Origin of the sequence: Paracoccus haeundaensis (genome assembly GCF_006239215.1) — a bacterium.
Taxonomy (GTDB): domain Bacteria; phylum Pseudomonadota; class Alphaproteobacteria; order Rhodobacterales; family Rhodobacteraceae; genus Paracoccus; species Paracoccus marcusii.
Map to the genome: position 1 here is coordinate 64,866 of NZ_VDDC01000005.1, position 16,368 is coordinate 81,233.

Below are 16,368 nucleotides of genomic sequence, written 5' to 3' on the forward strand. Positions count from 1 at the left end.
TCGCGCAAGGGTTGCGTCGCGAATTGTATGCGATTGCATACCATCTTTCGCGCTGTTGCTCAAGAGGCACGCATCGGTCCGTCGCACGCGCTGACGAAGCCTTGATTTGGTGTTTCACCGCGCCACCCGTTAACACGCTGGATGTGAAACATGACGGGAAACATCTTATGGCCCTGTGGCCCCGATCTGCGTTGCGGCCCTGCCGCGGGATGGGCGGGGCCATGATGCTGGTGGCGATGCTGGCCGCGGCGCCGGCGCTGGCGCAGGATGGCGGCCATGCCGACATCACGCAGCGCAGCGCGCCAAGCCCCGCGCCCAGCCAGATGAACCGCCCGGAGGCGCCGCTGATCCTGGCGCCCGACGATCCGGGCCGGCAGAGCCCCTCGACGATGTCGCTGACGGAATCGGGTGGCGTGAACGGTTTCGTCCCGGCCGAGGCCGCGCCGCCGGTGACGGCGGACCTGCCCTCGGCGAACCTGCCGGTCGTGGTCGAGCTGTTTACCTCTCAGGGCTGTTCGTCCTGTCCGCCGGCCGATGCGATGCTGACCATGCTGGCGGGACAGCACGACGTGCTGCCGCTGTCCTTCCATGTCGACTACTGGGACTATCTGGGCTGGGCCGACAGCTTTGCCCGGCCCGAATTCACCGAACGCCAAAGCGCCTATGCCCATGCGGTGGGCGAACGGTCCGTCTATACGCCGCAGATGATCGTGGACGGACAGGACACGGCGGTCGCGCCGGGGCCCGCGCAGCTGATGGGCCTGATCGACGCCCACCGCTTTGCCCCCGCCGAGGTCACCATCCAGCGAGAGCGCACCGACGCCGGAGAGACGATCGAGCTGCAGCCCCTGTCCGATCTGGGCGGCAAGGTCGACGTGCTGCTGGTTCGCTATGCCCCCGAACGCCCCGTCGACATGACCGCCGGAGAAAACCGCGGCAAGACCGTCATCTATACCAACGTGGTCCTGGGGATGCAGCATCTGACGCGGTGGGACGGGCTGCAGCCATTGCGCCTGACGGTGCGCGCGGACCTGGTCGGCGATGCATCCTTTCCCGACGACACGCGCCACGCCCTGCTGGTCCAGCAGATGATGGGCAAGCGTGCCCTGCCGGGACCGATCGTGGCGGCGATCCGGCTGGACTGACCCGTCGCGTCTTGCACATCCTGCAAATCGGGGCCATCAGGCGGCATGGGCGATTTCATCATCCAGATCGCCGGGACCGAACAGGGTGCGCGGCTTGCATCGATCCTGGCGATCACGGCGGCCTTCCTGCACGCGGTCTTCGGCGCACTGCAGAAGGGGCGGCACGATCCCTGGATCAGCCTCGCCGCGATCGACCTGTCCTATCTGGTGCTGGCCCTTCCGGTCGCGCTGTTCCTGGTGCCGTGGCCCGATCCGCACCTGTGGCCGGTGCTGGCGGGCGCGATGGGCATCCATATCGCCTACAAGATCGCGCAGGCCAAGACCTATCAGCGGGGGGCCTTCACGGTCGTCTATCCCGTGGTGCGCGGGTCCGCGCCGCTGGTCGTCGTCCTGGTCGCGATGATCGTCTTCGACGAACGCTTCAACGCGGTGCAGTGGGTGGGGCTGGGCCTGCTGGTCGGCGGCATCTTCGGGTTGGCGCTGAACAGCCTGCGCAAGCTGAAGGTCGGTCGCGACACGCTGGTCCCGGCGCTGGCCTGGGCGCTGATCACCGGGGCGACGGTCGCGGCCTATACGACCTATGACGCCTGGGGCATCCGGCTGGCGGCGAACCCGTTCACGTTTCTGGCATGGTTCTTCGTGCTGGACGGCCTGTTCATGCCGCTGCTGAGCTGGCGCCGGCTGGCCGCCCTGCCGCGGGCCGAGGTCGTGCCGCTGGCCGCGCGCGGCATGATCGGCGCCGTGGTGGCATTCGCCAGCTTCGGGTCGGTGATGCTGGCCACGCGCATCGACGACGTGGGTCGCGCCGCGGTGCTGAGAGAGACCTCGACCGTGTTCGCCGCCCTTGTGGGCTGGGTCATCCTGGGCGAAAAGGTGGGGCCGCGGCGCGTCGCGCTGATGGCGCTGATCGCGCTTGGCGCGGTCATCGTGGAATTCGCCGCCTGACGGGCGGCCACAGGAAGGCAGTCGGGATGGAAAACACGAAACCCTGGGTCAAGCCGGCGCTGGAGTTCGGCCCCCTGATCCTGTTCTTTGCGGTGTTCATGCTGTATCGCAACGACACCGTGACCATCGCGGGGGAAAGCTATGGCGGGTTCATCCTGGCTACGCTGGCCTTCATTCCCGCGCTGATGCTGACGACCGCGATCCAGTGGCGCATCACCGGCAAGCTGGCACCGATGCAGGTGGCCACGCTGGTGCTGGTCATCGTCTTTGGCGGGCTGTCGGTCTGGCTGAACGATCCGCGCTTTTTCAAGCTGAAGCCCACGATCATCTATCTGCTGTTCGCGGCCATCCTGGGCGTCGGCCTGATGCTGCGCCGCAACTGGCTGGGCGCCGTCCTGTCCGAGGCGCTGCCGATGGACGCGGAAGGCTGGCGCAAGCTGACGCTGCGCATGGCGCTGTTCTTCGTGGCGCTGGCCATCGCGAACGAACTGGTCTGGCGCAACCTGTCGGACAGCACCTGGGTCTGGTTCAAGACCTTCGGCCTGCCGGTGCTGCTGTTCGCGTTCCTGCTGGGCAATGCGAAACTGTATCGCGATCATGCCTTGCCCGCCAAGGACGATGCCCAGCCCTAGGCCCGCATTCCGCCCAGGGACACCGGCCCCGCCCGCAGCCGCGACCAGCGCGGCTGTGGCCGCACCGGCAGGTGATGGCGTAGCAGCCCAAGGGGCAGGGCCCAGGGGTGGCACAGCGCCGCACGGTAGAAGGCGAACAGTCCCTGGCGCCGATAGGGCGTCCAATGCGACATAAGCCGGGCTCCACGGGCGGTGGGAAAGCCCAAGGTCTCAAGCGCCTCGAGGGTGGCGGCATCGTCGATCTGCAGGTCGACCCAGTTGGCGCGGGCCTGCGCCAGTCCTGCGCCAAGCGCCCGCCTGCGCCCGCGCGACAGCAGTTGTTCCAACGCGAAATCGAACAGGTCGTTTTCGCGGGCGGTGACGTTCAGCACCTCGGCCATGCGGCCCGCCGGACTGTCCAGCGCCGATTGGGCGGCGTCCTGGAATTCGGCGGCGTTCAGCAGGACGATCCGGCCGATGCGGCCGGGCGCGGCATGGGCCAGCGCCTGCAGCGCCACGCGGCCGCCAAGCGAATGCCCGATCAGCCCGACGGGCCGCCCCGCAAGCGTCGCCAGATCGTCGATCATCGCGCCCAGGTCCGCCCCGGCCCCGGCGGCGCGGTCATAGGCATGGCGCAGTCTGCCCCGTGCCTCCCACCCGCAGGCCAGGGCCAGGCCTTCGGACGGATCGCCCTGAAAGCCCAGCTGCTGCGGCCACGAGATGCCGCCGGGACCGGCCTGGGGCGACAGGATGTGGCGATGCGGGTCATACGCCGGATGGGCCGGGGAATAGCGATAGCCGTGCAGCATCACCAGGACCGGCGCCCCCGCGGGCAGGCGGCGCGCGGCGTCCCGCAGGGCAGGGGGCACAGGCTGGTCGGCATCCATCCGCATCACGGGCATCGCGGCCTCCGTTCCCGGTCGATCCCGGACTAGGGACAGGCTGCGACGGGCGCGTGAAAAATCTGTTAATGCTGCGTGACGTTGCGCGGCTGCCGCAAATTCGCCCATGCCGGGCCCGGATCGTTTTCGGCATTGAATTTTGATGGGTTCCACCGCTATGTTGGCCCCATGCGCAGGGCTGCCCGCAACCGGGGGTTGCCACGCGCCGAAAGTTTCGCAGCGCGGCACCTCTGATCCCGATACCGGGCAGCCATGTGTCCCGCGGAAAACCAAGCCTCCGTCGCGCCACCGCATTGCGGGGCGGCGCAGGAGGTCAGATGAACAGCGGCCCCGCCTTGCGGCATCGGGCCATCCTAGGGAACAGACGCGATGACGCGCGCTTTGGACGGCAGACTTCGGGACGGGCGGGCAGGATGCCCCGTCCGACCGGACGTCTTCGACGGTGACGCGCCCGTGTCCTCATCACACCGCAGACCGAACCGGGGGATGCCGATGGCGCCGCCCGGTCTTCGGCTGCGCGAAAGACATAACAATGGCAATGAAAATGCTGATCGACGCCACCCATGCCGAGGAAACTCGGGTGGTCGTGGTCGATGGAACCAAAGTCGAGGAATTTGATTTCGAGACGGCCAACCGGCGCCAGATCGCCGGGAACATCTACCTGGCCAAGATCACGCGGGTCGAGCCCTCGCTGCAGGCGGCCTTCGTGGATTACGGTGGGAACCGCCACGGCTTCCTGGCCTTTGCGGAAATCCATCCGGACTATTACCAGATCCCCGCGGCCGACCGCGAGGCGCTGAAGGCCGAGGAACGCGCCGATGCCGAGGCCCAAGAGGCCGAGGAGGAGCGTGGCCGTTCGCGCCGCAAGCCCCGCGCCGAGGCGGTCGATGCCTCGGACGAGACGACGACCGACGACGCGGGCCAGGACGCGACCGACAAGGACGACGAGATCGAATCGGTCGCCGACGAGGACGTGACCGAGGAGGTCCGCGCGCCCCGAAAGCCGCGTGCGCGCCGCTACAAGATCCAGGAGGTCGTCAAGGTCCGCCAGATCATGCTGGTGCAGGTCGTCAAGGAGGAGCGTGGCAACAAGGGTGCCGCGCTGACCACCTATCTGTCGCTGCCGGGCCGCTACTGCGTCCTGATGCCCAACACCGCGCGTGGCGGCGGCATCAGCCGCAAGATCACCAATGCCGCGGATCGCAAGAAACTCAAGGACATCGCGGGCGAACTTGATGTGCCCAAGGGCGCCGGCCTGATCATCCGCACCGCGGGCAGCGAGCGCACCCGGATGGAGATCCGCCGCGATTACGAATACCTGCTGCGCCTGTGGGAGCAGATCCGCGACCTGACCTTCAAGTCGATCGCACCGGCCGCCATCTATGAGGAAGGCGACCTGATCAAGCGCAACATCCGCGACCTGTATTCCAAGGACATCGACGAGGTGCTGGTCGAGGGCGAGCGCGGCTATCAGCAGGCGCGCGATTTCATGCAGATGATCATGCCGACGCATGCCGACAGCGTGAAGCATTACCAGGACCAGATGCCGCTGTTCGCGCGCTTCCAGGTCGAAAGCTATTTGGCGGGCATGTTCAACCCGGTCGTGCAGCTGAAATCGGGCGGCTACATCGTCATCGGCATCACCGAGGCGCTGGTCGCCATCGACGTGAACTCGGGACGGGCCACCAAGGAGGGCTCGATCGAGGAGACCGCGCTCAAGACCAACCTTGAGGCCGCAGACGAGGTCGCCCGCCAGCTGCGCCTGCGCGACCTGGCCGGGCTGATCGTCATCGACTTCATCGACATGGACGAGCGTCGCAACAACGCCGCCGTGGAAAAGCGCATCAAGGACAAGCTGAAATCCGACCGCGCCCGCATCCAGATCGGCCGCATCTCGGGGTTCGGCCTGATGGAGATGTCGCGCCAGCGCCTGCGCCCCGGCATGCTGGAATCGACCACGCAGCCCTGTGCGCATTGCCACGGCACCGGCCTGATCCGCAGCGATGACAGCCTGGCGCTGACCATCCTGCGCGCGATCGAGGACGAGGGCACCCGCAAGCGTTCGCGCGAGGTTCTGGTCAAGGCGCCCGTCGCCGTCGCCAACTTCCTGATGAACGCCAAGCGCGAGCATGTCGCGGGCATCGAGGCGCGTTACGGCCTGTCCGTGCGCGTCGAGGCGGACCCAGCACTGGTGTCCCCGGACTTCGCGATCGAGAAGTTCAAGACCGCGACCCGCGTGCTGCCCGAGCCCAGCCACGTTCCCCTGGGCGTCAATGCCGACCTGATGGCCAGCATCGACGAGGAGGAGGACCTGGACGTCGTCGAGCCGCAGGAGGAGCCGGTGGCCGAGGTCGTCGAGGCGTCCGAACCCGCCGCCGAGCCGCGCGCCGAGCGTCCCGCCGATGCGGACGCGGATGGCGAGGGTCGGTCGCGTCGCCGCCGTCGTCGTCGTCGTCGGAAATCCGGCGAGCGTCCCGAGGGCGAGGATCAGCGCGCCGATGACGATCAGGACGACGAGGGCGAGGACCAGTCCGACGAGGACGTAGCAGCCCCCGCCGCCGCCGAACCGGTTGCCGCAGCTGCCCATGATCAGCCCGAGGCCGATGCGCCCCAGGCCGAGGAGGAGGCACCTGCCGGTCGCACCCGGACGCGTTCGCGCGGCCGGTCGCGGTCCAGAAAGCCGGTCGATGCGCAGCCCCTGGCCGAGGTCGTTGATCTGCAGGACAGCCAGGATGCCCGCGCCGATGCGCTGCCCGGCCTGAACGCCGCCCCCGTCGCCGCCGAAGCGGTGGCCGAGGCGCTGGTCGAGACCGCCGCGGCCCCGGTCGATGCGGCACCCGCGGAGCCCGAACCGCAGGCCGAGGCTCAGCCCGAACCCGTCGCCGAGGCCGCGCCCTCCAAGCGGCGCGGATGGTGGTCGGGCCGGTAAGGTTCGCTGAACCAGGGGCGCGGTGGCAACACCGCGCCCCTTTTGCCATCCGGCCCACGCATCCGTGACGCTATGGCCCCTGTCCTTTGCATCCCCACCCGCTAAGGTGTCGCGATGTTGGGAATCGAACTCGCCACCGCCGCCTTCCTGCCTGCCGCCTTCGTGGCGTTGCTGGCGGGTGTCCTGTCCTTCCTGTCGCCCTGCGTGCTGCCGATCGTGCCGCCCTATCTGGCCTACATGACCGGGGTGGGGGTGAACGGGCTGAAGACCCGCGAACGCAGCGCCGTCGTGCCCGCGCTGTTCTTCGTGCTGGGCCTGTCGACGGTCTTTCTGGTGATGGGCTTCGCCGCGTCGGCCTTCGGACGCGCCTTTCTGCAGTATCAGGACATCCTGGCCCGCGTCGCCGGTGTCATGGTGGTGGTGATGGGCCTGCATTTCCTGCACGTCATCCGCATCCCCCTTCTGGACCACGAGGCCCGGCTGCAATCGGGCCAGCAGGGCGGCGGCGCGTTGGGCGCCTATGTGCTGGGGCTGGCCTTCGCCTTTGGCTGGACGCCCTGCATCGGCCCGCAACTGGGCATGATCCTGTCGCTGGCGGCCACCGGGGGCGAACTGTCCCGCGGAACCGCACTGCTGGCGGTCTATGCCCTTGGGCTGGGGATCCCGTTCCTGCTGGCGGCGATCTTCATCAACCGGGCCATCGGCTTGATGAACCGCATCAAGCCGTACCTCAAGACCATCGAACGCGTCATGGGCGCGCTTCTGGTCGTCGTGGGTGTCATGCTGCTGACCGGCGCCTTCTCTGCCTTCAGCTTCTGGCTGCTGGAGACGTTCCCCGCCCTGGCCACCCTGGGCTGAACCGCACGGCCGGCGCAGCCGGCACTGGGCCGGGCGGCAGCGCGCCGGAGGCCGCTTGCGGGCTCCGGCCCCGTTGCGCGATCACGTTGCGGCGCGCGCCCCGCCCCGCGGACAATCTCTGGTAGCGCGCCTGCGACAATCGCGCTATCCTTGTGCCCAGATCCGGGCAAACCGGACAGGACAGAGGCAGTGACGGCGGTATTCCCATGACCGAGATGGTCTTCGGCACGACGCCCGTTCGGGCGGGCGACCCGATTCTTCCACGCTGGTGGCGAACCCTGGACAAATGGTCGTTGACCTGCGTCCTTGGCCTGTTCGCCATCGGTCTTCTGCTGGGGCTGGCCGCATCGGTGCCCCTAGCAGAAAAGAACAACCTGCCGCGGTTCTACTATGTCCAGCGGCAGATGGTGTTTGGGGGAATGGGCCTGTTCGTGATGCTGGTCATCTCGATGCTGACCCCGCGCCAGATCCGCCGCATCGGTGTTCTGGGCTTTGCCGTGTCCTTCATGCTGATCCTGGCCCTGCCGATCATCGGCACCGACTTCGGAAAGGGTGCGACGCGGTGGCTGTCGCTTGGCTTCGTGTCGGTGCAGCCGTCGGAATTCCTCAAGCCGGGCTTCGTGGCGCTTTGCGCTTGGTTCATGGCCTCGGCGCAGGAACCGGGCGGCCCTCCGGGGCGGATCTACTCCTTCGGCGCCGCGATGACGATCGTCATCCTGCTGGCCTTGCAGCCCGACTTCGGCCAGGCATCGCTGGTGCTGTTCTCGTGGCTGGTGATGTATTTCGTCGCCGGATCGCCGGTCATCCTGATCGTCTGCGTCGCGGGACTGGCCGGGATGGGCGGTCTGTTCGCCTATAACGCGTCCGAACACTTTGCCCGCCGGATCAACAGCTTCCTGTCATCGGAAATCGACGCGAACACCCAGATCTACTTTGCCACGAACGCCATCCAGGAGGGCCGCTTCTTCGGCGTCGGCGTGGGCGAGGGGACGGTGAAATGGTCGCTGCCCGATGCGCATACCGACTTCATCATCGCCGTCGCGGCCGAGGAATACGGCTTCATCATGGTCCTGGCGATCATCCTGCTTTACATGACCATCGTCATGCGCTCGCTGCTGCGGCTGGTGCGGGAACGCGATCCGTTCGCCCGCATCGCCGGCACGGGCCTGGCCTGCGCCTTCGGCGTGCAGGCGCTGATCAACATGGGCGTCGCGGTGCGCCTGCTGCCCGCCAAGGGCATGACGCTGCCCTTCGTTAGCTATGGCGGCTCGTCCATGATCGCGTCCGGCATTGCGCTTGGCATGCTGCTGGCGCTGACCCGCACCCGTCCACAGGGCGAGTTCGCCGAAATCCTGCGCCGGTCCCGCTGATGGCCGCCCCCCTTGCCCTGATCGCCGCCGGAGGTACCGGCGGCCACATGTTTCCGGCCCAGGCCCTGGCAGAGCTGCTGCTGGCACAGGGCTGGCGCGTCAAGCTGTCCACCGATGACCGCGGTGCGCGCTATGCCGGCGGCTTCCCCGAGGCGGTCGAGCGCCAGGTCGTGAAATCCGCGACCACCGCGCGCGGCGGGCTGTCGGGCAAGCTGGCGGCACCGTTCAAGATCGCCGCCGGGGTGCTGGCCGCTCGCCGGGCCTTCCGGCGCGACCGCCCGGCGGTTGTGATCGGGTTCGGCGGCTATCCGACCATCCCGGCGCTGTCGGCGGCGCATCTGATGGGCCTGCCGCGGATGATCCACGAACAGAACGGCGTCATGGGTCGGGTGAACCGGATGTTCGCGGCGCGCGTGCACCGCGTGGCCTGCGGCACCTGGCCCACGATCCTGCCGCAGGGCATTTCGGGTCAGCACGTCGGCAACCCGGTCCGCGGCGCGGTCCTGGACCGGGCCGCCAGCCCCTATGTCGCGCCGGGCGAGGGGGCGCTGAACCTGCTCGTCATCGGCGGCAGCCAAGGGGCGCGCGTCCTGTCGCAGGTCGTGCCCGCCGCCATCGCCGGCCTGCCTGCGGACCTGCGCGCCCGTCTGCAGGTCAGCCACCAGGCCCGCCCCGAGGATGCCGATCAGGTCACGGCCGCTTATGCCGCAGCCGGCATCGCGGCCGAGGTTCAGCCCTTCTTCACCGACGTGCCGGACCGCATCGCGGCCGCGCATCTGGTGATCAGCCGGTCGGGCGCATCGTCGCTGGCCGACATCACCGTGATCGGCCGCCCGGCGATCCTGATCCCCTTTGCCGCCGCCACCGGCGATCACCAGACCGCGAATGCGCAGGCGCTGGCCGATGCGGGCGCGGCGCATGTCCATCCCGAATCCGTGCTTGACGCGGACAGCCTCACGCGCGACATCCGCGCGATCCTGACGGACCCCGCCCAGGCCACGGCCATGGCGCAGGCGGCCCTGACCCTGGCGCGCCCCGACGCGGCGCGCCGCCTGTACGACCTCGTCGAGGAGATCACGCGATGAACGCAGCGACAAAACTGCCCGGAGAGCTGGGCCCCATCCATTTCGTGGGCATCGGCGGCATCGGCATGTCGGGCATCGCCGAGGTGCTGCTGACCCTGGGCTATCGTGTCCAGGGCAGCGATTCCAAGAAATCCAAGATCACCGACCGGCTGGAGACCCTGGGCGCCACCGTCTTCGAGGGCCAGCGCGCCGAGAACGTGGCGGGCGCAGGCGTCATCGTCATCTCGACCGCAATCAAGAAGGGCAACCCCGAGTTGGAGGAGGCCCGCCTGCGCGGCCTGCCCATCGTGCGCCGGGCCGAGATGCTGGCCGAACTGATGCGGCTGAAATCGAACATCGCCATCGCCGGCACGCATGGCAAGACGACGACTACCACGATGGTCGCGACGCTGCTGGATGCGGGCGGGCTGGACCCCACGGTCATCAACGGCGGCGTGATCCACGCCTATGGCTCGAACGCGCGGGCCGGTGCGGGCGAGTGGATGGTGGTCGAGGCCGACGAATCCGACGGCAGCTTCAACCGCCTGCCCGCCGACATCGCGATCGTCACCAATATCGACCCCGAACACATGGAGCATTGGGGCAGCTTCGATGCGCTGCGCCAGGCCTTCACCAACTTCGCGTCATCGGTGCCGTTCTACGGCCTGGCCGTCTGCTGCACCGACCATCCCGAGGTGCAGGCGCTGGTGGGCCGGTTGACCGACCGCCGCGTGGTGACCTTCGGCTTCAACGCGCAGGCCGACGTGCGGGCGATGAACCTGACCTATGACAAGGGCATCGCGCATTTCGACATTGCCCTGCAGGGCGAGGCGACCGACGGTCCGATCCCGATGATCGAGGGCTGCACCCTGCCCATGCCGGGCGACCACAACGTCTCGAACTGCCTGGCGGCCGTGGCCGTCGCACGCCACCTGGGCATCAAGAAATCCGAGATCCGCACCGCGCTGGCGAAGTTCGGCGGCGTCGGCCGCCGCTTTACCCGCGTCGGAGAGATCAACGGCGTGACCATCATCGACGATTACGGCCACCACCCGGTGGAGATCGCCGCCGTCCTTAAGGCCGCGCGCCAGGCCAGCACTGGCCGCGTGATCGCGGTTCACCAGCCGCACCGCTATTCGCGCTTGTCGAACCTGTTCGAGGATTTCTGCACCTGCTTCAACGAGGCCGACGTGGTCGCCATCGCCGACGTCTATTCCGCCGGAGAAGAGCCCATTCCCGGCGCTTCGCGCGACGACCTGGTGGCGGGGCTGATCGCCCACGGCCACCGCCACGCCCGCGCCATCCTGTCCGAGGACGACCTGGAGCGACTGGTCCGCGAACAGGCGCGGCCCGGTGACATGGTTGTCTGCCTGGGGGCGGGCACGATCTCGACCTGGGCCAACGGGCTGCCCGCGCGGTTGCAGGGCCAGGCCGCGTGACGGCCACGCCCGATCTTGCGATCCTGCCGCTGCTGGCGCTGGCGGGGGCGGCGGTCTGGCTGACGCTGGCCTGCCTGACCCCGCGCCTGAACCGCCGCTGGCAGCGACGCGCCAGTTGGGTCCTGGTGCTGGCAGGCGTCCCGGTTCTGGGCTGGCTGACGCTGGAATGGGGACCGGGCCTGGGCGTTCTGGGCTTTGGACTGGGTCTGCTGATGCTGCTGGGCCGTCCGACCGCGCGGCGCCGCGCGGCGCGGCTGCCCACGCCAGCCCCGATGAACACCGCCGAAGGACAGCGATGAACCCCTGGATCATCGCGGGCCTGTGCCTGTCGGGCGCGGGCGTCATCGCCTGGGGCAGCGCGCGGCTGCAGCTGCGCTGGCCGCTGTTGATCCTGGCGGTGCTATTGGCGGCCATCGCGCTGCAGCTGTTTCGGGCGGCGCAGGGGCAGGGGGGCTTTCACGACCTGGCGGCCGTCGTCGCGCAAAGCTTTACCGTCCTGCCCGCACTGCTGGGCATGCTGACCGGGCTGGCACTGGCGCGGATCCGCGGCCACCGCCTGGCGTGGCGCAGCCCCCAGATCGTCCTGGCGCTGGCGTCGATGCTGGTCGCGGGTCTGGCCGCCGCGGCGACGCTGGTCCTCTAGTCCCGCGGTTGACGGACGGGGCGCCGCTGGCTACCACCCAAGGCCATGAGCATCGACCTTCCCACCCCCCGCGGCAGCCTGATCCCTGACAGAACCCTTGACGGCCTGACCTGGCTGCGCGTCGGCGGCCCCGCCGACTGGCTGTTCCAGCCCGCGGACGAGGATGACCTGGCCGATTTCCTGGCCGCGCTGGACCCCGGTGTCCCGGTCTTTCCGATGGGCGTGGGCAGCAATCTGATCGTGCGCGACGGCGGCATCCGCGGCGTGGTCATCCGCCTTGGCCGCGCCTTCAACAGCGTCGAGATCGACGGCGACACCGTCACCGCGGGTGCCGCGGCGCTGGACGCGCAGGTCGCCCGCCGGGCCGCGGAGGCGGGGCTGGACCTGACCTTCCTGCGCACGATACCGGGCAGCATCGGGGGCGCGGTGCGGATGAACGCGGGCTGCTATGGCAGCTATGTGGCCGACCACCTGATCGACGCGCAGGCCGTGACGCGGCAGGGCGCACGCGTCACGCTAACGCCCGCCGATCTGCGTTTCGGCTATCGCGAGACGCATCTGCCGACCGATTGGGTGATCACCAGTGCCAGGCTGCGTGCCGCGCCGGGCGACCCCGACCGGCTGCACGCCAAGATGGCCGATCAGCTGGCACGGCGCGATGAAAGCCAGCCCACCCGCGAACGCAGCGCCGGTTCGACCTTTCGCAACCCGGCGGGGTTCAGCTCGACCGGGCAGGCGGATGACGTGCATGACCTGAAGGCATGGTCGCTGATCGACCGGGCGGGGCTGCGCGGGCACAGCTGGGGCGGCGCGCAGATGTCGGAAAAGCATCCGAACTTCCTGCTGAACACCGGCGGCGCGACCGCAGCCGAGCTGGAGGCCCTGGGCGAACTGGTCCGGCGCCGCGTGCTGGAGGAGAGCGGCCACGACCTGCAATGGGAGGTCATCCGCATCGGCGACCCCGGTCCCGACACGGACTGACGCCCGCTGCGCAACATTCTGCGCAGACAGCCGAAATTGAGCTTTTGCGGTTCGCGCTTTGCTTGTAACCTGATGCGACATGACGCCTCCGTTCAAGGGGGCGCGGACCAGATCAAGCCCGGATCAACCGGGCACGAAAGGCGAAAAGTGGCGGGCAGGTCGAGCAGGACAGCCCACTCGGTCGCTGTTCTGATGGGCGGACCCTCGGCTGAACGCCAGGTGTCGTTGTCGTCGGGACGCGAATGCGCAGATGCGCTGCGGGTGGCGGGATATCAGGTAACCGAGATCGATCTTGGCACCGCGCGCGGGGACGAGATCGTCCGGCGTCTGGCCGATGCCGCACCCGACGTCGTCTTCAACGCCCTGCATGGCCGGTGGGGAGAGGACGGCTGCGTCCAGGGCCTGCTGGACTGGCTGGACCTGCCCTATACCCATTCGGGCGTGCTGGCCTCGGCGCTGGCGATGGACAAGACGCGCGCCAAGCAGGCATTCCGCGCCGCCGGCCTGCCCGTGGTCGAGAGCGTCATCGCCGATGCCGCCGAGGTGCGCCTGCGCCACGTCATTCCGCCCCCCTATGTGGTCAAGCCCAATGACGAGGGATCGTCCGTTGGCGTCTACATCGTCCATGACGGCGCCAACCAGCCGCCCGCGCTGTCCGCCGACATGCCCGAGCGCGTGATGGTCGAGACCTATGCCCCCGGGCGGGAGCTGACGACCACGGTCATGGGTGACCGCGCGCTGGACGTGACCGAGATCCTGACCAGCGGCTGGTACGATTACGCCGCGAAATACACCGTCGGCGGGTCGCGCCACGTGATCCCCGCGGACATTCCCGACGACATCCGCGCCGCCTGCCTGGAGATGGCCGTGCGCGCGCACAAGGCGCTTGGCTGCACCGGCCTGACGCGCACCGATTTCCGGTGGGACGAGACGCGCGGCGTGGACGGGCTGATCATCCTGGAGCTGAACACCCAGCCCGGCATGACGCCGACCAGTCTTGCCCCCGAACAGGCGGCCCATGCGGGCATCGACTTTCCCGCGCTGATGCGCTGGATGGTGGAGGACGCGCTGTGCCGGTCGTGATCGATCACCGTCCCGGAAAGCAGATCACCCCGCCCGCCGCGCGGCAGCGCCGCGACCCCGCGCCGTCGCGCCTGAAGTACCGCCTGGAGCGGATGTGGCTGACGCCGCTGTACCGCCGGGTGTTGCGCGTGGGCCTTCCGGCCTTTGCCATCGCGATGATCGGGGGGCTGTGGCTGGCCGACGAGGACCGTCGCGCCGCGCTGAACGACACCGTCGCCAGCGTGGTGACCAAGGTCCAGAGCCGCGACGAATTCCAGGTCCGCATCATGACGATCGAGGGGGCGACCCCGGTGGTGGACCGGGCCCTGCGCGCGATGCTGCCGGTGGATCTGCCGGCCTCCAGCTTCGATATCGATCTGGCGGCGCTGCGCCTGCAGGTGCTGCAGCTGGACGCGGTCGAATCCATCGACTTGCGCATCAAGCCGGGCGGTATCCTGTCGGCGGTGGTCAAGGAACGCGAACCCGCGATCCTGTGGCGCCACGCGCGCGGCATCGACATGCTGGACGCCGGCGGCCATCGCGTGGCCAGCCTGACCTCGCGCGAGGTGCGCGCCGACCTGCCGCTGATCACCGGAGAGGGGGCGGATCTGGCCACGACCGAGGCGCTGGCCCTGTTCGACGCCGCGGGTCCGATCCTGCCCCGCGTGCGTGGCCTTGTGCGGCGCGGCGAACGGCGGTGGGACCTGGTGCTGGATCACGGCCAGCGCATCCTGCTGCCCGAGACCGGTGCGGTGATCGCGCTGGAGGCCGCGATCGCAATGGATCGGGCCGAGGACATGCTGGGCCGCGACATCACAATCGTCGATCTGCGCGACCCGACGCGGCCCGTCCTGCGGTTAGGGATCGACGCGCGCAACACGATACGCACCGCACGCGGGCTGCCGCTGCTGGGACCCGATGGCAGCGTGCTGCCCGATGACAAGAAGACGGAGGGCTGAGGAATGGTGGACCTGTATCAGACGCAACGCGCGATGCGTAACATCCGCCGGGCGGCCCTGCAGCGGGGCGTGATCGGCATCCTGGACATCGGCACGTCCAAGATCGCCTGCCTTGTCCTGCGCATCGACGGCAATGGCACCTTCCGGGAAACCGACGGCGTGGGCCCGATGGCGGGGCAGGTCAATTTCCGCGTGATCGGCGCGGCATCGACCCGGTCGCGCGGGATGCGCCGCGGCGAGATCGAGACCATGGCCGAGACCGAGCGCGCGATCCGCACGGTCGTCGCCGCCGCGCAGAAGGTCGCGGGCGTGCGTGTCGATCACGTCATCGCCTGCCTGTCGGGCGGCCGGCCGGCCTCGTATGGCCTGGCCGGAGAGATCGTGCTGGAATCCGGCAAGGTCGGCGAACATGACGTGGCTTCCGTGCTGGCCGCCTGCGACGCGCCCGATTTCGGCCGCGGCCGCGAGGTGCTGCACGCGCAGCCGGTGAATTTCGCGGTCGACAACCGCAGCAACCTGGCCGACCCGCGCGACCATCTGGGCAACAAGCTGTTCTGCGACATGCATGTGCTGACCGTGGACGGCGATTCCATCGGCAACCTGGTCCAGTGCATCCGCCGCTGTGATCTTGAACTGGCGGGGATCGCCTCGGCGCCCTATGCCTCGGCCCGCGCGTCGCTGGTCGAGGATGAGCAGGAGCTGGGCGCGGCCTGCGTCGATTTCGGCGGTGGCGGCACCGGCGTGTCGATCTTCGTCAAGAAGCACATGATCTTTTCCGATCACGTGCCCATCGGCGGCAACCTGATCACCCAGGACATCGCCCAGGGTCTGCGCGTCAGCCTGCCCGTGGCAGAGCGCCTGAAGACGCTGAACGGGGGCGTCGAGGCGACGGGCCGCGACGACCGCGACATGATCGAGGTCGGCGGAGAGACCGGGGACTGGGAGGCGGACCGCCGCCAGGTCAGCCGCGCCGACGTGATCGGCGTGATGCGCCCCCGCGTTGAGGAGATGCTGGAGCATGTCCGCGAGGTGCTGGACGCGGCCGGGTTCGACTGGATGCCCAGCCAGCAGATCGTGCTGACCGGGGGTGGCAGTCAGATCCCAGGCCTGGACGGTCTGGCGACGCGCATCCTGGGTCCGAACGTGCGCTGCGGGCGGCCGCTGCGCATCGACGGTCTGGCCCATCAGCTGACCGATCCCAGCTTTTCCAGCGCCGTCGGCCTGGCGCTGTTCGCCGCACATCCGCAGGATGAATGGTGGGATTTCGAGATGCCGGCCGACCGCTATCCCGCGCGCAGCCTGCGTCGCGCCTATCGCTGGTTCAAGAACAACTGGTGATTGCACCACCTTGGTTCTGGGGGGTGGCAAGGGTTTTCCCACCACATTCGGAAGACATGGCAAGATGCCGCCTATTTCAAGGGTAGCCCCTCCAGATTTTGCGAAACGCCCGGCTTTTTCGG

At 68.7% G+C, this 16,368-nt stretch carries 15 protein-coding genes; 14 read left to right on the top strand and 1 reads right to left on the bottom strand.

Annotated features, from left to right (window positions below; all coding sequences use genetic code 11):
- Positions 1–167: 167 nt before the first annotated feature.
- The 3 genes from FHD67_RS02270 to FHD67_RS02280 are packed head-to-tail and all read left to right on the top strand — an operon-like array spanning position 168 to position 2,722.
- The gene (locus FHD67_RS02270; RefSeq protein WP_139597696.1) at positions 168–1,145 is read left to right on the top strand and encodes a DUF1223 domain-containing protein; all 978 of its coding nucleotides are present in this window, start codon (positions 168–170) and stop codon (positions 1,143–1,145) included.
- 45 nt (positions 1,146–1,190) lie between these two features.
- Positions 1,191–2,090 carry a DMT family transporter gene (locus FHD67_RS02275; protein ID WP_139597697.1) on the top strand — a complete coding sequence of 300 codons (900 nt, stop codon included), beginning with the start codon at positions 1,191–1,193 and terminating at the stop codon, positions 2,088–2,090.
- 26 nt (positions 2,091–2,116) lie between these two features.
- Entirely contained in the window at positions 2,117–2,722 is a 606-nt protein-coding gene (locus FHD67_RS02280) for an inner membrane-spanning protein YciB (RefSeq protein WP_045981135.1), read from the top strand.
- Here the strand turns inward: FHD67_RS02280 and FHD67_RS02285 are convergent.
- A complete protein-coding gene (locus tag FHD67_RS02285; RefSeq protein ID WP_176695029.1) occupies positions 2,719–3,603 on the bottom strand; it encodes an alpha/beta fold hydrolase in 885 nt (294 codons plus the stop codon). The genes FHD67_RS02280 and FHD67_RS02285 overlap by 4 nt on opposite strands.
- A gap of 532 nt (positions 3,604–4,135) precedes the next feature.
- On the opposite strand from FHD67_RS02285, the gene FHD67_RS02290 reads away from it, so the two are divergent.
- From FHD67_RS02290 to ftsA, 11 genes are all read left to right on the top strand, one after another.
- On the top strand, positions 4,136–6,532 hold the full coding sequence (locus FHD67_RS02290) for an Rne/Rng family ribonuclease (RefSeq protein WP_139597699.1): 2,397 nt from the start codon (positions 4,136–4,138) through the stop codon (positions 6,530–6,532).
- Positions 6,533–6,646: 114 nt separating this feature from the next.
- Positions 6,647–7,390: a cytochrome c biogenesis CcdA family protein gene (locus FHD67_RS02295; RefSeq protein WP_045999521.1), complete on the top strand. Its 744-nt coding sequence runs from the start codon at positions 6,647–6,649 to the stop codon at positions 7,388–7,390.
- A 206-nt stretch (positions 7,391–7,596) separates the two neighbouring features.
- Entirely contained in the window at positions 7,597–8,760 is a 1,164-nt protein-coding gene (gene ftsW / locus FHD67_RS02300) for a putative lipid II flippase FtsW (RefSeq protein WP_045981139.1), read from the top strand.
- A complete protein-coding gene (locus FHD67_RS02305; RefSeq protein WP_045999520.1) occupies positions 8,760–9,845 on the top strand; it encodes a UDP-N-acetylglucosamine--N-acetylmuramyl-(pentapeptide) pyrophosphoryl-undecaprenol N-acetylglucosamine transferase in 1,086 nt (361 codons plus the stop codon). The genes ftsW and FHD67_RS02305 overlap by 1 nt, the downstream gene beginning before the upstream one ends.
- Positions 9,842–11,263: a UDP-N-acetylmuramate--L-alanine ligase gene (gene murC, locus FHD67_RS02310; protein ID WP_045999519.1), complete on the top strand. Its 1,422-nt coding sequence runs from the start codon at positions 9,842–9,844 to the stop codon at positions 11,261–11,263. The genes FHD67_RS02305 and murC overlap by 4 nt, the downstream gene beginning before the upstream one ends.
- Positions 11,260–11,562, top strand: a complete 303-nt coding sequence (locus FHD67_RS02315) for a DUF2484 family protein (RefSeq protein WP_064503538.1) — start codon at positions 11,260–11,262, stop codon at positions 11,560–11,562. The genes murC and FHD67_RS02315 overlap by 4 nt, the downstream gene beginning before the upstream one ends.
- Positions 11,559–11,906, top strand: a complete 348-nt coding sequence (locus tag FHD67_RS02320) for a hypothetical protein (RefSeq protein ID WP_139597700.1) — start codon at positions 11,559–11,561, stop codon at positions 11,904–11,906. The genes FHD67_RS02315 and FHD67_RS02320 overlap by 4 nt, the downstream gene beginning before the upstream one ends.
- A gap of 45 nt (positions 11,907–11,951) precedes the next feature.
- The gene (murB, locus tag FHD67_RS02325; protein WP_139597701.1) at positions 11,952–12,887 is read left to right on the top strand and encodes a UDP-N-acetylmuramate dehydrogenase; all 936 of its coding nucleotides are present in this window, start codon (positions 11,952–11,954) and stop codon (positions 12,885–12,887) included.
- A 147-nt stretch (positions 12,888–13,034) separates the two neighbouring features.
- Complete coding sequence (locus FHD67_RS02330) at positions 13,035–13,970, top strand: D-alanine--D-alanine ligase (RefSeq protein WP_176695030.1); 936 nt, start codon at positions 13,035–13,037, stop codon at positions 13,968–13,970.
- On the top strand, positions 13,958–14,908 hold the full coding sequence (locus FHD67_RS02335) for a cell division protein FtsQ/DivIB (protein ID WP_045981145.1): 951 nt from the start codon (positions 13,958–13,960) through the stop codon (positions 14,906–14,908). The genes FHD67_RS02330 and FHD67_RS02335 overlap by 13 nt, the downstream gene beginning before the upstream one ends.
- A gap of 3 nt (positions 14,909–14,911) precedes the next feature.
- Positions 14,912–16,246, top strand: coding sequence for a cell division protein FtsA (gene ftsA, locus FHD67_RS02340; RefSeq protein ID WP_045981146.1), 1,335 nt, complete (start codon positions 14,912–14,914; stop codon positions 16,244–16,246).
- Positions 16,247–16,368 lie beyond the last annotated feature (122 nt).

Excerpts from the sequence above, each read along its gene's own strand:
- FHD67_RS02270 (WP_139597696.1), top strand. The coding sequence starts at position 168 with ATGGCCCTGTGGCCCCGATCTGCGTTGCGGCCCTGCCGCGGGATGGGC.
- FHD67_RS02275 (WP_139597697.1), top strand. The coding sequence starts at position 1,191 with ATGGGCGATTTCATCATCCAGATCGCCGGGACCGAACAGGGTGCGCGG.
- FHD67_RS02280 (WP_045981135.1), top strand. The coding sequence starts at position 2,117 with ATGGAAAACACGAAACCCTGGGTCAAGCCGGCGCTGGAGTTCGGCCCC.
- FHD67_RS02285 (WP_176695029.1), bottom strand. The coding sequence starts at position 3,603 with ATGCCCGTGATGCGGATGGATGCCGACCAGCCTGTGCCCCCTGCCCTG.
- FHD67_RS02290 (WP_139597699.1), top strand. The coding sequence starts at position 4,136 with ATGGCAATGAAAATGCTGATCGACGCCACCCATGCCGAGGAAACTCGG.
- FHD67_RS02295 (WP_045999521.1), top strand. The coding sequence starts at position 6,647 with ATGTTGGGAATCGAACTCGCCACCGCCGCCTTCCTGCCTGCCGCCTTC.
- ftsW (WP_045981139.1), top strand. The coding sequence starts at position 7,597 with ATGACCGAGATGGTCTTCGGCACGACGCCCGTTCGGGCGGGCGACCCG.
- FHD67_RS02305 (WP_045999520.1), top strand. The coding sequence starts at position 8,760 with ATGGCCGCCCCCCTTGCCCTGATCGCCGCCGGAGGTACCGGCGGCCAC.
- murC (WP_045999519.1), top strand. The coding sequence starts at position 9,842 with ATGAACGCAGCGACAAAACTGCCCGGAGAGCTGGGCCCCATCCATTTC.
- FHD67_RS02320 (WP_139597700.1), top strand. The coding sequence starts at position 11,559 with ATGAACCCCTGGATCATCGCGGGCCTGTGCCTGTCGGGCGCGGGCGTC.
- murB (WP_139597701.1), top strand. The coding sequence starts at position 11,952 with ATGAGCATCGACCTTCCCACCCCCCGCGGCAGCCTGATCCCTGACAGA.
- ftsA (WP_045981146.1), top strand. The coding sequence starts at position 14,912 with ATGGTGGACCTGTATCAGACGCAACGCGCGATGCGTAACATCCGCCGG.